Genomic DNA, 14,416 nt, shown 5'->3' on the forward strand with positions numbered 1-14,416 from the left:
GCCGCTTGTGGCAATAATAGTGCCGAAGTTAATAATTTATCTAACATCTTGCATGAGTTTTTTTACCAGCGGAGAAATAGCTATTAAAGCAACTCCAGCGACAAGTGCATAAATAGCCAATTGTTCGTATCCGTCGGCATACACATTTAATTTTTCAAGATTGGATGCATTTTCAGAGGCACTGGCTATATTGGCTCCGAGCAATCCGGCAAAGTATTGCCCATAAGCGCTGGCTAAAAACCACATACCCATAATAACCGCTTGTGTCTTTTGCGGCGAAAGTTTGGTCATGGCACTCATTCCGATGGGAGACAAACACAACTCACCAAACGTGATGACAAACCAACCAAAGGTGAATAAATCTAAAGAAGTTCTTCCGTCGGGCGAGGCGAAAAATTTGGTGTAATAAAACACCCAAAAACCGCCGGCGAGGAATAAAAACCCAAGCCCAAATTTGACTACGGTGTTGGGTTCTATTTTCTTTTTGGCCAGGAATATCCAAACCATACCCACCAAAGCAGCAAATATGATCACAAACAGAGAATTGGCTGAATTGTTCACACCATTCGGATCAAGTGCAACACCCAAAACAGTATTGTGCAGATTGTTGGCCGCAAACAAACTCAATGAACCTCCGCTTTGCTCAAAAAACGCCCAAAAGAAAATCGAAAATATAATGAACACAAGTGCTGCCAATAGTTTTTTGTTTTCAGATGAACTAAAATTTCGCATCTCATAAAACAGATATACAATAGAAGCCGGCCCAATAATCATCATGAAATAATCGGTATAAACCGTGTTGGCCACCATCATAATAATAATGGGAATAATGGCCAATGAACCAATGTAAGTTAGAACTTCATATAGTTTTCGCTTGGAATTTTCGATGTTGAGTAAAGGTGAAAGTCCAATTTCTCCAAGGCTTTTTTGCGTTTGGGTAAACGTGAGCAAACTAATTACCATGACAATCGCAGCAAATCCAAAAGCATAGTTCCAACGCAAGGCTTCCGGAACCAACGATGCCCACAAATTACCGTTGGCCACAGCAATACAAATATATCCGCCAATAAGCGCACCGAGATTAACTCCGGCATAAAACAATGAAAAACCGGCATCGCGTCGCGGATCATTGTCTTGGTACAATTGGCCTACCATTGATGAAATATTGGGTTTAAAAAATCCAGTTCCCACGATGGTAAAACTAATCCCGATGAAGAAGAAATTCTTCGGATCAACCGCCAAAATCACACTGCCCAAAATCATGAGCATACCGCCCCAAAAAAGTGATTTTCTAAAACCCAGAATCTTGTCGGCAAACAAACCACCAATAAACGTAAAAGCATATACCCAGGCTTGTGTTGCGCCGTATTGCAAGTTGGCCACCTCGTCTTTCATGCTGAGTTGACTCACCATAAAAACCACGAGCATACCGCGCATTCCGTAAAAGCAGAAGCGCTCCCACATTTCGCTAAAAAACAAATACCACAGTTGTTTTGGGTATTTTCCGGAAAAGTTTTGAATTTGTTCGGTGGTGATTTTTGATTCCATAGAAGTTAGTTTATTCCTTTTTCTTTCATAACGGCGTTGAGTTGTTTGAGCAAAACAAACATCAATGCGGTAGCAAACATAAGCAATCCGAAGTTAATCCAGAAAAAATCGGTCTTGTCTTCATAAGAATCCCACATACTGGCCAAAACGCCACTGAGTTTATTGCCGATGGACGTTGACAAAAACCAGCCGCCCATCATGAGTGAAGTAATATTTTTAGGACTGAGTTTGGAAACTACTGAAAGCCCCATCGGACTTAAGAACAATTCGCCAATGGTTATGATTCCGTAGTTGGCCACGAGCCACCAAACACTGACTTTTTCGTTACCGTTGGCACCAGCTTTCACCGCAGCCACCATCACCAATACGGACAAAGCCGAAATAAGCAAACCAAAAGCGATTTTAGTAGGCGTGGATGGTTCTTTTTTCTTGCTTCTTAAATAAGTAAAAAAAGCTACCACCAAAGGCGTGAGCAAAATAACCCAACCCGGATTAATCGATTGACTTAAGTTGGCCGACCAATTGTAGACTTGAGTTCCGTCTGCCGGAAGTTTGTCTTTGGCTACGTTTCTGAAATACAGCGGATAATCAACTACTTTAACTACTTTTCCGTCTTTTTTCTGAATGCGAAAAGCTTCGTCATACAAAGCCACCGAGTCTTTTTTATAAATCAGTGTATCGGTCAGAACCAATTGGGAAGCAATTTGTTGTGAAGTGCCTTGCAACGAACGATCGGTGTATTTATCGCCCCAATTATTGAGCGCCGATCCGTTGAGCTTGAACACCGCCCAAAACAGAATAACGACACCAAAAATAGTAAGCAATGCGCCAATAGGACGTTTCTCATCAGCCTTGGCTTTAAAGTACAAACTCGTATAAAAAAAGATAACCGGAATACAAGCAAAGATAAAAGCATCGGTACTGTCAGAACCAAAAATAGCGCAATCCGGATTTGCATCTGATTGCACGCCTTTTAAAAACCAACCAATCATACCAAAAACAACTGATGGCAATAGAATAAACAAAACAATTTTATAAAATGGCATATCCCCGGGCTGTACGCCTTTCTTTTCGGTCTTATCGCCATAGTGTCGGGTTCCGGCCAAAAAGACAAGCACACCTATAAACATGCCCACTCCGGCGGCCATAAACGCATATTGCCATCCGAATAAAATCTTGAAAGCCGCGCCAAAGAAATTACAAATAAACGCCCCGACATTGATGCCCATGTAAAAGATGTTATAACCTTCATCTTTGCGTGATTTATAGGGTTCGTCGTTGTAAAAATTACCGAGTAAGGTTGAAATGTTGGGTTTAAAAAATCCGTTGCCCACAATCACCAAGATCATCGCAAGGTATAACATGGTCAGATTGTGAATGCCCATCATCATATAACCCGCGCCCATCATGAGTCCGCCAATAACGATGGATTTTTTATAACCCAAATATCGATCGGCAATCAATCCACCAATAAAAGGCGTGAGAAAAACCAGGGCAATGAAGGTTCCGTACAAATCGGACGCTTCTTTTTCGGTCATGGCAAAACCGGCTTCAACATCTTTGAGATAAAGTGTAAAAATACCGATCATGAGATAGTATCCGAAACGCTCCCACATTTCAGACAAAAACAAATAAGGCAGAGCCTTTGGATGATTATTCCACATAGTTGTTTGATTTTAAAAAAAGAAACCTACAAGCGAGTAACTTGTAGGTTTGAAAGATATAAAAATATTTTGAGTTGTTCTTAGCGAACCCCGTGCATTAGTTTTTTCAACAACGGTGTCAAAGCAAATAAAATAATGGCTGCCAAGCCGCAAAGCACCACAAAAACCATAAAGAATTCAAAAAGATTGTGGATTTCAAATCCGGCGAAAATTGGGTTGTGATCGCTGATTTGGTTATCGGCTAACAACTTAGCTTGCTCTGGAGTCAAGGTTACGGTTTTGTCTAATACGCCTTGCAAGTCAATTCCAAGTTCTTTGGCTTTGATGAATTTATCTCCGGTGGCCGGCATAATTGAACCCAAAGTTCCCGCCAAAGCATAACCTGAGGCATTCGATAAGAAAAACACTCCGTATAAAAGTGATGAGAAACGTTTAGGTGATAGTTTTCCGACCAACGACAATCCAATCGGTGACAAACACAACTCAGCACAAGTCTGAATTAAATACAAAAGAATCAACCATTTGATGGCCAATAATCCGCTGTTGCCCAAATCTTTTACGTTGTGCGCAATGATGAAGTAGCTCAAAGCAATCAACGCCAATCCGAAGGCTTGTTTCATCGGAGAAATCGGCTCTTTACTTTTGCTTCTGAGGTAATCCCAAAGCATACTAAACGGAACCGCAAAGGCTACAACGAACAATCCGTTGAAGATTTGAACCATCGATGGCGGCATGTTCCAGCCGAAGAAATTTCTATCGGTTTGGTTGTCAGCGATAAAGGTTAATGAAGAACCCGCTTGTTCAAAAGCAGCCCAGAAAAAGATGATAAAGAAAGCTACGATGTAGATAACAAAAATTCTGTCGCGTTCAACTTTGGTTAAAGAAGAATCAGAGACAATAAGTCCTGCCAAAGTCAAACCACTCGAATAAATTAAAGTATATATCAAGTTCTGATCAAAAACAAAATGAATCAAAGCACCTAAAGACAAAAATGCAACACCTGCCATGATCAATGCAGTTGAAGAGAAAACTGCTTTTTGCGATTCTCCTTCTTCGTAATCTGCTGCCTCATTTTTTGAAGGTAATCCGCCCAATGGTCTGCCTTCAGGAGTAACTACATATTTATTTTTTAAGACATAAAACAATGCTGTACCGATGAGCATGGCCATAGAAGCTGCCAAAAATCCCCATTTGAACGCGTGGATATCGCGGATACCTTCAGCATTTTTGACATCGCCAACAATCGGGCAAATCAACTGTCCGAGGAAAGCACCTAAGTTGATGCCCATATAGAAAATGGTAAACGCAGTATCAAGTTTGCTTTTTTCTTGTTTTGGATATAAACTACCCACCATCGATGAAATATTGGGTTTGAAGAATCCGTTCCCAAAAATGATGATTCCGAGTGCCGACCACATTAAAGTATTGGCCAAACCAATGTTAGTTCCGAAAACGCTGGCACTAAAGAACAATAGTAATTGTCCGATGGCCATCATCAATCCGCCGAGTAAAATACAATTGCGGTTACCAAAAAAACGGTCGGCTATGAATCCGCCCAACATCGGTGTGAGGTAACAAAGTCCGAGGAAACCGCCATAAATCAGCGATGCATCTTCTTCTTTCATCATGAGTGAATTCACAAGGAACAAGGTCAAAATAGCGCGCATTCCGTAAAAGTTGAAACGCTCCCACATTTCGGTTCCGAAGAGTACCCAAAGCCCTTTTGGATGTCCGGTTTTTGCTGTAGTTTCTGTCATAATAATGGTTTTATAAATTGGTTTTTAGTTTAGAATTATAGGTTTTCTTTGATGAAATTGGTGATTTTGTTAAACAACTGAATACGCGTTTTTCCGCCGTAAATTCCGTGGTTTTTATCGGGATAAATTTGCGAATCAAATTGTTTGTTGGCTTGAATCAGCGCTTCCATCATTTGCATTGAGTTTTGTACGTGTACGTTGTCATCGGCCGATCCGTGAATCAGCAAAAACTTGCCTTTGAGCTTATCAACGTGGTTGATCGGTGAGTTATCGTCATAACCCGATGGATTTTCTTGCGGCGTTTGCATATAACGCTCGGTATAAATGCTGTCGTAGAATCTCCAATTGGTTACCGGCGCCACCGCCACGGCCATTTTGAATACATCGGCGCCTTTCATGATGCAGTTTGAGGCCATAAATCCGCCGTAACTCCAGCCCCAAATTCCGATGCGGTTTTTATCGACATACGGATAATTCCCGAACACTTTGGCCGCGTCAATTTGATCTTCAACTTCGTATTTTCCGAGTTGTTTTTGGGTACATTTTTTAAAGTCGGCACCTTTAAATCCGGTTCCGCGCCCGTCTACACAAGCTACAATATACCCTTTTTGAGTAAGCATCGAAAACCAATAATCATCAGAACTGTTCCAGTCGTTGTTCACTTGTTGCGAACCCGGCCCTGAATACTGATACATCAATACCGGATATTTTTTGCTGGCATCAAAATCTTTAGGTTTGATCATCCAGGCATTGAGCTCGTGGCCTTTTTCAGTTTTGAGCACAAAGAATTCTTTTTGCGGCAAATCGTAGGCTTTGAGTTTGTTTTGCAAAGCCTCGTTGTTTTCAATGACTTTGATGGCTTTGCCTGATTTTGATTCGTTGAGCGAATATACCGGCGGCTGTTTGGCGCTTGAATACGATTGAATAAAGTATTGAAAATTCGGGCTAAAAGTAGCCGAACTGGTTCCGGTTTGTGCTGTCAAACGAACTTTGTTTTTTCCGTTGATACCGATGCGATACACATCGCGGTTGATCGAACCGTTCTCAACCGATTGATAATAAACCGTGGCTGTTTTCTCGTCAAATCCGTAGTAATTGGTCACTTCCCAAGGCCCGGAAGTCACTTGTTTTTTGAGTTTTCCGGTTTTGTCATACAAATAAATATGGTTGAAACCGTCTTTTTCGCTGGTCCAGATAAAACTGTTGTCTTTTAAAAACGTTAGGTTATCGGTCACATCTACATAGGCTTTGTCTTTTTCGTTGAGCACCACTTTGGCCGCCGCCGAATTTCCGTCTACAAACAACAAATCAAGGTTGTCCTGGTGACGATTGAGCACTTGAGCTGACAAAACGTTGGCATCATTGGTCCATTTGAGGCGCGCAATGTAAAAATCTGAGTATTTGCCCAAATCAACTTGTTTTTGCGATTTGGCGGCCACATCATAAATGTGCAACGAAACTTCTGAGTTTTTCTCGCCGGCTTTCGGATATTTGAACGTCTCCATTTTGGGATACAAATCTTTGTGAAAAACGCTCATCGAAAATTCCGGAACTTGGCTTTCGTCAAAACGAATATAGGCGATTTTTTTGCTGTCGGCGCTCCAATCAAAAGCGCGAACAAAAGCAAATTCTTCTTCATAAACCCAATCGGTAATTCCGTTGATAACGGCGTTTTTCATGCCGTCTGATGTTACTTGGGTTGATGTTTTTGAAGCAATGTCATAAACAAACAAATTGTTCTCATGCGCATAGGCTATTTTGGTTCCATCGGGCGAAAAAGTAGGTTCTTGCACCTGAAAATCAAAGAGTTTAACAAGTGTTTTTGCGTTTAAATCAAACAAAAAATAATCCGCCGTAAACGAATGGCGGAAAATTTGGTTTGAATTGGCAGCAATTAAGATTTTCTTTTCATCAGCACTGAATGAATAGCTGTCAATGCCATCGGCCAAATCAGTAAAGTTTTTGGTGTCAATCAACGTTGATACTTTGCTGAGCGTTGCAAAATCGTACAAATCAATTTGCATGCTGCGTGTGGCGCGATCAAAATTGAGTACGGTGTACTGATTGGTGTTTTTGAGTGATTGCAATTCGTCCATGCCTTTAGCTCTGAACGCACCGCTGTAGATTTCTTCTACGGTGATTTTCTGTTGCGCGACAACCGTGGTACAAACCAACAAAACAAGCGCGAAAAGTTTGTTTAATTTCATCATGTAAAATGTATAAAAACCGTCAATTTTAGTGAAAAAATTACACATATGCGTACTTTTTTCGGATAAATCCATGAGTCACCAAAATCAATAAGCTGTTACAATCAGAATATCAACTTAAAACAATTTGAGCTGACCATCTTTATAGGGCGCATGCAGCGAAGTATTGAGTTGCGGAAATTTTTTATCAGCAAAGTATTTTCGTTTGGCTAAATGCATTTGCGAACGAATCATCTCGGCCATTTCGCCTTCTCCGCGCATGCGACTTCCCCAACGACTGTCGTTGAGCGATCCGCCATGACACGCCTCAATTTGATGCAAAACTTTATCAGCTCTGTCGGGCATCGCTTTGCGAATCCAATCGGTAAAAATTTCGGCAATGGCGCCATTGAGCCGAACCACCGTGTGCGCAATCGAGAGCGCTCCGGCCTCAGATACTGCTTTTGCCATCGGTAAAATTTCATGACTGTTGATGCCGGGAATAATTGGCGCAAGCATGACATTCACCGGAATACCATTCTCTGACAAAACGCGAATGGTTTCAAGCCTTTTCTGAATGGTTGTGGTGCGCGGCTCGAGCAACATTCTGGTTTTTTCAGATAGCGATGTCACAGAAACATGAACACCCACCAATTGTTCTTGAGCTAATTGCCGGAGCAAATCCAAATCGCGCAAGACCAAAGCATTTTTGGTGATGATGCCCACCGGATGTTTGTATTTCAAAAACACCTCTAAACATTGACGCGTGATTTGATAACGACGTTCGGCGGGCTGATAACAATCGGTATTGCCCGAAAGAACAATCGTATGCGCTTGCCAACTTTTGCTTTTGAGCTTTTCTTCGAGCAATTGGGGCGCATTTTTCTTGACCAAAATGCGTCGTTCAAAATCCAACCCGGCACTATACCCCCAATATTCATGGCTGTTTCGCGCATAACAATAAATACAACCGTGCTCACAACCTTGATACATATTCATCGAATAAGTCATACCAACATCTGGGCTATCAACCGTATTGACAATGGTTTTCGGGAAGACTTCTTGATAGATGGTTTTATTGCTTTCGGGTGTTTCTTGTTCGAGCGCACAATAGTTCAAAAACTCATCTAAAATTTCTTGTGATTGCGCCAAAAAACGATTCTGCACATTGATTTGCGCGCCTCTTCCTTTGATATATGCGGGTTGATTTTCGGAGTTCATCGTTTGAAAAATTACTTCTAAAAGCCGGGCTAACCAAGTCATTTTGTGTTAAAAATAACGTTTGTTGATAAAATTTAAAACCGCACAAAAACCAAGGGTTTCGGCTTAAAATGTATCTTTGCCAAAAATTTTATACGATGGATCAAGCCGTTTCTGGATTTTCAAAATTGTCAAAAGAAGACAAGATCAATTGGATTGCTCAAACCTATTTTTCTGAACCTGAAAAAGCAGTGAAGCTGATTAAAGGTTATTGGAATTCTGATCCTGCACTTCAAAAACTCCACGACGAATTCATCGAAAACACCATTACCAATTTTTATTTACCACTGGGAATCGCTCCTAATTTTGTCATCAACGGAAAAAACTATACCGTTCCGATGGCTATTGAAGAAAGTTCAGTGGTAGCGGCGGCAGCCAAATCGGCTAAATTTTGGGCCACACGCGGCGGTTTTAAAACCACTATTATTGATACAGAAAAGATTGGTCAAGTGCATTTTATTTTTCACGGAAGTGCCGATAAAATTCAATCGTTTTTCAATCAAAACAAAGCTGATTTGATCGCATCAACTGATTCGATTACGCAAAATATGCGCGCGCGCGGCGGCGGAATTAGAAGCATTGAATTACGAAATTTGACCCATCAACTCAACGGGTATTTTCAGTTGCATGTGACCTTTGAAACCAAAGATTCGATGGGTGCGAATTTTATCAATTCGTGCTTAGAACAACTCGCGCAAACCCTCAAAACCAAAGCTGCTGAACACAGTGATTTCAATGCCGAGGAAAAAGCGGTTGAAGTGGTCATGAGCATTTTGTCGAACTATGTTCCGAATTGTTTGGTGCGTGCTGAAGTTTCATGTGCCGTTTCAGATTTGGTTGAAAAGAAAATCGAAAATCCGCAAGCCTTTGCTGAGAAGTTTGTACAAGCGGTGCGCATTGCCGAGATTGAGCCTTATCGCGCAGTAACGCACAACAAAGGCATCATGAACGGAATTGATTCAGTGGTGCTCGCTACCGGAAACGACTTCAGAGCGATTGAAGCCGGCGTGCATGCTTATGCTTCACGCAACGGACAATACAGCAGTTTATCATATGCCGAGATTAAAGACGGTATTTTTAGATTTTGGATGGATGTTCCGCTGGCCTTGGGCACCGTGGGCGGTTTGACTTCATTGCATCCGATGGTGAAATTTGCTTTATCGGTGCTGGAACAACCATCTGCGCGTGATTTGATGCAAATTGTAGCCACCGTTGGTCTGGCACAAAACTTTGCCGCGCTTCGATCGTTGACAACCACCGGAATTCAAGAAGGCCACATGAAAATGCATTTAAACAATATTCTGAATCAATTTCAAGCCAACGATGCTGAACGCCAACAAGTAAAAGAATACTTTAAAAACCAAGTAGTTTCACACGCCGGTGTGGTAACCTTTTTGGAGAACCTGAGAAAATAGAATTATGCAAAAGCGCTTTTACAGCAACGGAAAACTCCTGATTACCTCGGAATATCTGGTTCTGGACGGAGCGACTGCCTTGGCATTGCCCACTAAATTTGGCCAAGATTTAGTGGTTGAAGAAACGCAAAATCAAACCATTGCTTGGACAAGTTATGAAGTTGATGGCGGCATTTGGATGGAAGTTCATTTATCGATTGAGAGCATTATCTCTGGCCATGGCAACAATTTAAATCCGCAGGAAGAAAGATTATTTTCAATACTGCATCAAGCGCATTTGATGAATCCTAACTTGCTCCAAAACACTTCGGGTTTTAGCGTTGAAACTCATTTAGGCTTTCCGAAACTTTGGGGATTGGGCAGTTCATCAACTTTGATCAACAATGTGGCGCAGTGGTTTGACATAGACGCCTATCAATTGCTCGAGAGAACCTTTGGCGGTAGCGGATATGACATTGCTTGCGCGCAACACAATTCGGCCATTCTGTACCGAAAACATCAAAACAATCCCGAAATACAAGAAATTGATTTTGAGCCTGCCTGCGCTGAGCACATTTATTTTGTTTATCTAAACCAAAAGCAAGACAGCCGAAAAGCTATTGAAACCTATAGAACCAAAAATCAAACCTCTAAGAATATTACTGTATTTAATACTTTGACTCAAGATGTTTTGGCTCAAAATGATTTTGATTCACTAAGTCAAATCATGCACAAACACGAGGAGCTTTTATCTGAAATTTTAGAAATAAAACCGGTTCAAGAAACTTTATTTAATGACTTTAACGGAACGATTAAAAGCCTGGGCGGCTGGGGTGGTGATTTTGTGATGGCTCTGTGCAAGTCAAACCCAAAAGATTATTTTGCAGCAAAAGGATTCACAACCATTCTGCCCTACTCAGAAATGATTCAATAAAAAAACCGGCTGATTGCTCAAGCCGGTTTTTTTGTGCTGATATAGTGAATTAATAATTGAATCTTGCTCTATTATCTTCGATGTCAGCATCATCTTTCAAAGCTCCGATTACTCTTCCAGAATAACCTGAAACTTGAGGTTTTAATTTATCTACATACTCCTTATAACTTGGCAAGGCAGGAGCTTTAGTGATTACAGTTGGTTTTACGACGTAAACTCCAACTCCGCCCTCAATTGGTTTAGAGATTTTGTTTACACCAGTGGCAAAAGCAGTACCAACTACTTTGCGCTCAAATCCTGCATTTGGAATGTTTGCATTTTCAAGAGTCAAATCAACCGCTTGTTGAACAGTTGTTCCATTTGCAGCAGCTATAGCTTCAAGGCTAGCTCCCTTCATTTTGGCAGCAATTTTCTCAGCTTTTTTCTTGTTTCGTAAAATTGGCTCAATCATCGGACGAGCAGTCTCAACCGGCATTAATCCTTTTTCGTTTACTTTTTTAAGTTTGGCAATGATGTTTCCAACATTCACAATTTCAAAACGTTTAACATCGCCTACGTTGGTTTCTTTTTCATAAGCCCAACGAATAATTTGACGTTGTTGCCCTGCGGCTCCGAAATACTCATCCATAGCTTGAACTTTTACAGCCGGATTCACAGTAAGTCCAGCGGCTTTAGCCACTTTTTCAAAATCTTGTTTGTTGGCATCCATTTCAAACTTAACTGCTTTAGTGTATAATTTATCCGCAGTAGCTTCAGACGGCTCAATTTTACGAGCAATGGTTGCTAAACGAACAGCATCTTGCTTATCGGTTACATTGATGATGTGGAAACCAAAATCTGTTTCAACCAAACCTATTGAACCAACAGGGCTATTGAATACATAATCATTAAATGGTTTGACCATTTGGCCTGGCGAAAAATAGCCTAAATCACCACCTTGCTGAGCTGATGAGTCATCAGAGTTGGTCATCGCCATCATAAAGAAATTACCCGGATTAGCTTTTACTTGAGCTAACAATTGCTCTGCTTTGGCCTTGGCTTGTTCTTTAGTTCTTTTCTCTTTTTTGTTTGGCACTTGAGTACCTTCATAACTAATTAAGATGTGGCTGGCTTTTGCATTCGCGCCCGCTTTTCTACCCATTCCTTTTGAGATACAGTAGTATTTGTCACGCATGTATGGTCCAAAAATCTCACCCGCAGGCAAACTAAACAATTGCTCAGAAACCTCAGCAGGTAAATCTTTTTTGGCAACATATGCAGAATCATAAGGAATATCAGAGTTTTCATTAACAAACTCTGCTACATTTGTTGCATATTTAAAACCAGGCAAAGTATCATTTTTTCCTGTAGCCTCATTGTAAACTACTCTTGAATCTAAAAGCGCATTTACCGTAGTTTTAACCTCATCGATATCTTCGTTTGAAGGTTTGTCTTCAATCATCACATAGTCAAGTTCACGAGTTTCTTCGGCCTTGTAGCGTTTTTCATTTTTCTTCATGTAATCAACGATTTCTTCGTCTGATACTTTAACGTCTTTGTCGTTGATTGTTGCATATTGTACAGAAACATAATCAAAGTTAACCTTGTCTGCTTCCATTTGGTATTTTAATTTACCTTCAGCCTCAGTAGTGTACAATCCTGCTTTAACCAGAGTGTTGTAAATCTGATATTTAGAATTTAGCTCAGCATCTTTCTCACGATCTTTTAAAACCTGTGCTTGCTCTGGGTTAGCTTTGAAAAACTCTTTGAATTTAGCTAAATCAAACACTCCGTTGGTTTGAAACATAGGGCTTTGGCCGATACTTGGATCAGCTTTAAAAACTTCTAAAATATGTTTTTCACTGGTTCGGATGCCCAATTTTTCGAATTCTGCGGTTAACAAAGCAATCGATACTTCTTGATCCCAAACGCGATTCACTGCTTGGGTAGGAGTCATTCCTTGTTGTCCGCTTTTTTCGACGTTGCTTACTTTTACTCTGAAATCTTCAAAAGCAATGTCTTTACCGTTAACGGTTCCTACATTTTTAGGAAGATCATTAAAGCCTCCTTTGTTGTACAAATCCTGTACAATAAATGCTAATAATGAAAAACCAATAACGAGGATCAGAAGTAAAGAACGTTGTCTGATTTTTTGTAAAACTGCCATTGTATAAATTGTTAATTTTTAATTCAGTTTGCGAAAATACAATTATCTATTTAATAACCATAACCACAGGGTTATATTTTGCAAGTTTTTTTGTTTGGAAATGGATTTTTAGTCTTCCAAAGTCATTTTGACCAATTCGATTTTTTGTCCTGAGGCTTTTTCAATAATAAAATGAAAGCCTTGAATACTCAAATGGTCTCCGTTTTGGGGAATTTCTTTGGTGTGATTTACAATAAATCCGCCAAGTGTACTATATGAATCATCTTCAGGAATTTGCAATTTGTAGGTTTGGTTAAGATAGTCAACTTCATGTCGTGCTGAAAACAAAAATTCTGCAGCAGAAATCTTCTCTTCAAGAAGTTCTTCGACAGCATCGTGTTCATCTTCAATTTCGCCAAACAATTCTTCAACAATATCTTCAACGGTAAGCATTCCGGAAGTTCCGCCGTATTCATCAAGCACAACAGCCACACTTCTTCTCTTTTTAGTCAGCAAATCGAGAATATCTTTAACAGACATCGTTTCAGGAACAAACTCAACCGAGATAAGCACTGATTTGATGGTGCGCGGTTTCTTGAACAAATCAAATGAATGCACATAACCCAATATATCATCAAGCGAATTCTGATAAATCAAAATTTTAGAATATCCCGTTTCAATGAATTTTTCTTTGAGTTCAGCAACCGAATCGTGAATTTCAACAGCCGAAATTTCGGTACGAGGTGTCATGATATCGCGGGCTTTAACAGCTGAAAACTCAAGAGCGTTTTGAAATATCTGTATCTCAGAATCCATATTTTCTTGATCTTCAACCGAATTGATTTGCTCTGAAATATAATTTCCTAACTCAATTTTACTAAACAAAAGCGGAACTTGATCGCCTTGGGTTTTAAAAAATCGACGCAAGATAAAATCCGATATCCACAAGACAAAAGTTGAAATCCAATAAAACAGCAAATAAAAAAAATAAGCCGGCAAGGCAAAAAACTTAATCAAATGATTGGCGTAAACCTGAAAAAAAACCTTGGGTAAAAACTCTGAAGTAATGAGCACCACAAAAGTTGAAATAGAAGTCTGAATGAGTACATTGGAAAAATCGGTAAAATGATAACCGAGCCGAAAGATATATTGCATGAGCAAATCGCCCATATAAAACCCGTAAACCACCAAAACAATGGTATTACCAATGAGCATTGAAGCTATAAACTTTGAGGGATTTGCGGTGAGCTTGGTGAGAATTCGAGACAAAAAACTGGCTTGCTTTTTCTCAATTTCAAGATAAATTTTATTGGCTGATATGAAGGCAATCTCCATACCTGAGAACAGTGCGGCAAGTAATAGGCATATAATGATAATACCTAATTGCATGGTTTAGCGGGTTTTGTTGCGTTGTTGCATTTTTTGAGCAAAACGTCTGCGAAAAAAAAACATAAATAGTGACATGGCAGCCAAAAAGAAAACCATCCAAGGAGATTCGCCGGATTGGTACTTTAGATATCCTTCATAAAGAAAAATAACAACAAAAAT

General features: G+C 40.1%; 9 protein-coding genes. 2 read left to right on the top strand and 7 right to left on the bottom strand.

Going from position 1 to position 14,416, the window contains the following annotated elements; all coding sequences use genetic code 11:
* Positions 1 to 36 precede the first annotated feature (36 nt).
* From KIH23_RS01080 to KIH23_RS01100, 5 genes are all read right to left on the bottom strand, one after another.
* On the bottom strand, positions 37 to 1,548 hold the full coding sequence (locus tag KIH23_RS01080; RefSeq protein ID WP_213210805.1) for a peptide MFS transporter: 1,512 nt from the start codon (positions 1,546 to 1,548) through the stop codon (positions 37 to 39).
* A gap of 5 nt (positions 1,549 to 1,553) precedes the next feature.
* The gene (locus KIH23_RS01085; protein WP_213210806.1) at positions 1,554 to 3,212 is read right to left on the bottom strand and encodes a peptide MFS transporter; all 1,659 of its coding nucleotides are present in this window, start codon (positions 3,210 to 3,212) and stop codon (positions 1,554 to 1,556) included.
* A gap of 80 nt (positions 3,213 to 3,292) precedes the next feature.
* On the bottom strand, positions 3,293 to 4,969 hold the full coding sequence (locus tag KIH23_RS01090; RefSeq protein WP_213210807.1) for a peptide MFS transporter: 1,677 nt from the start codon (positions 4,967 to 4,969) through the stop codon (positions 3,293 to 3,295).
* A 35-nt stretch (positions 4,970 to 5,004) separates the two neighbouring features.
* Positions 5,005 to 7,176 carry a S9 family peptidase gene (locus KIH23_RS01095; RefSeq protein ID WP_213211100.1) on the bottom strand — a complete coding sequence of 724 codons (2,172 nt, stop codon included), beginning with the start codon at positions 7,174 to 7,176 and terminating at the stop codon, positions 5,005 to 5,007.
* Between the two features lie 117 nt (positions 7,177 to 7,293).
* A complete protein-coding gene (locus tag KIH23_RS01100; protein WP_213210808.1) occupies positions 7,294 to 8,376 on the bottom strand; it encodes a PA0069 family radical SAM protein in 1,083 nt (360 codons plus the stop codon).
* 137 nt (positions 8,377 to 8,513) lie between these two features.
* Between KIH23_RS01100 and KIH23_RS01105 the strand changes: the two genes are divergently transcribed.
* On the top strand, positions 8,514 to 9,830 hold the full coding sequence (locus tag KIH23_RS01105) for a hydroxymethylglutaryl-CoA reductase, degradative (protein WP_213210809.1): 1,317 nt from the start codon (positions 8,514 to 8,516) through the stop codon (positions 9,828 to 9,830).
* Between the two features lie 4 nt (positions 9,831 to 9,834).
* Positions 9,835 to 10,743, top strand: a complete 909-nt coding sequence (locus KIH23_RS01110; RefSeq protein WP_213210810.1) for a GYDIA family GHMP kinase — start codon at positions 9,835 to 9,837, stop codon at positions 10,741 to 10,743.
* A 49-nt stretch (positions 10,744 to 10,792) separates the two neighbouring features.
* On the opposite strand, the gene KIH23_RS01115 is transcribed toward KIH23_RS01110, so the two are convergent.
* Positions 10,793 to 12,889 (bottom strand): peptidylprolyl isomerase, encoded by a 2,097-nt coding sequence (locus tag KIH23_RS01115; RefSeq protein WP_213210811.1) that lies wholly within the window; start codon positions 12,887 to 12,889, stop codon positions 10,793 to 10,795.
* A gap of 108 nt (positions 12,890 to 12,997) precedes the next feature.
* The gene (locus KIH23_RS01120; RefSeq protein WP_213210812.1) at positions 12,998 to 14,257 is read right to left on the bottom strand and encodes a hemolysin family protein; all 1,260 of its coding nucleotides are present in this window, start codon (positions 14,255 to 14,257) and stop codon (positions 12,998 to 13,000) included.
* Between the last annotated feature and the right edge of the window lie 159 nt (positions 14,258 to 14,416).

Source organism: Flavobacterium sp. CYK-55 (assembly GCF_018413465.1).
Lineage (GTDB): Bacteria > Bacteroidota > Bacteroidia > Flavobacteriales > Flavobacteriaceae > Flavobacterium.

Bases quoted from the DNA above. Each gene is read 5' to 3' on its own strand.
- KIH23_RS01080 (WP_213210805.1), bottom strand. From the start codon at position 1,548: ATGGAATCAAAAATCACCACCGAACAAATTCAAAACTTTTCCGGAAAA.
- KIH23_RS01085 (WP_213210806.1), bottom strand. From the start codon at position 3,212: ATGTGGAATAATCATCCAAAGGCTCTGCCTTATTTGTTTTTGTCTGAA.
- KIH23_RS01090 (WP_213210807.1), bottom strand. From the start codon at position 4,969: ATGACAGAAACTACAGCAAAAACCGGACATCCAAAAGGGCTTTGGGTA.
- KIH23_RS01095 (WP_213211100.1), bottom strand. From the start codon at position 7,176: ATGAAATTAAACAAACTTTTCGCGCTTGTTTTGTTGGTTTGTACCACG.
- KIH23_RS01100 (WP_213210808.1), bottom strand. From the start codon at position 8,376: ATGAACTCCGAAAATCAACCCGCATATATCAAAGGAAGAGGCGCGCAA.
- KIH23_RS01105 (WP_213210809.1), top strand. From the start codon at position 8,514: ATGGATCAAGCCGTTTCTGGATTTTCAAAATTGTCAAAAGAAGACAAG.
- KIH23_RS01110 (WP_213210810.1), top strand. From the start codon at position 9,835: ATGCAAAAGCGCTTTTACAGCAACGGAAAACTCCTGATTACCTCGGAA.
- KIH23_RS01115 (WP_213210811.1), bottom strand. From the start codon at position 12,889: ATGGCAGTTTTACAAAAAATCAGACAACGTTCTTTACTTCTGATCCTC.
- KIH23_RS01120 (WP_213210812.1), bottom strand. From the start codon at position 14,257: ATGCAATTAGGTATTATCATTATATGCCTATTACTTGCCGCACTGTTC.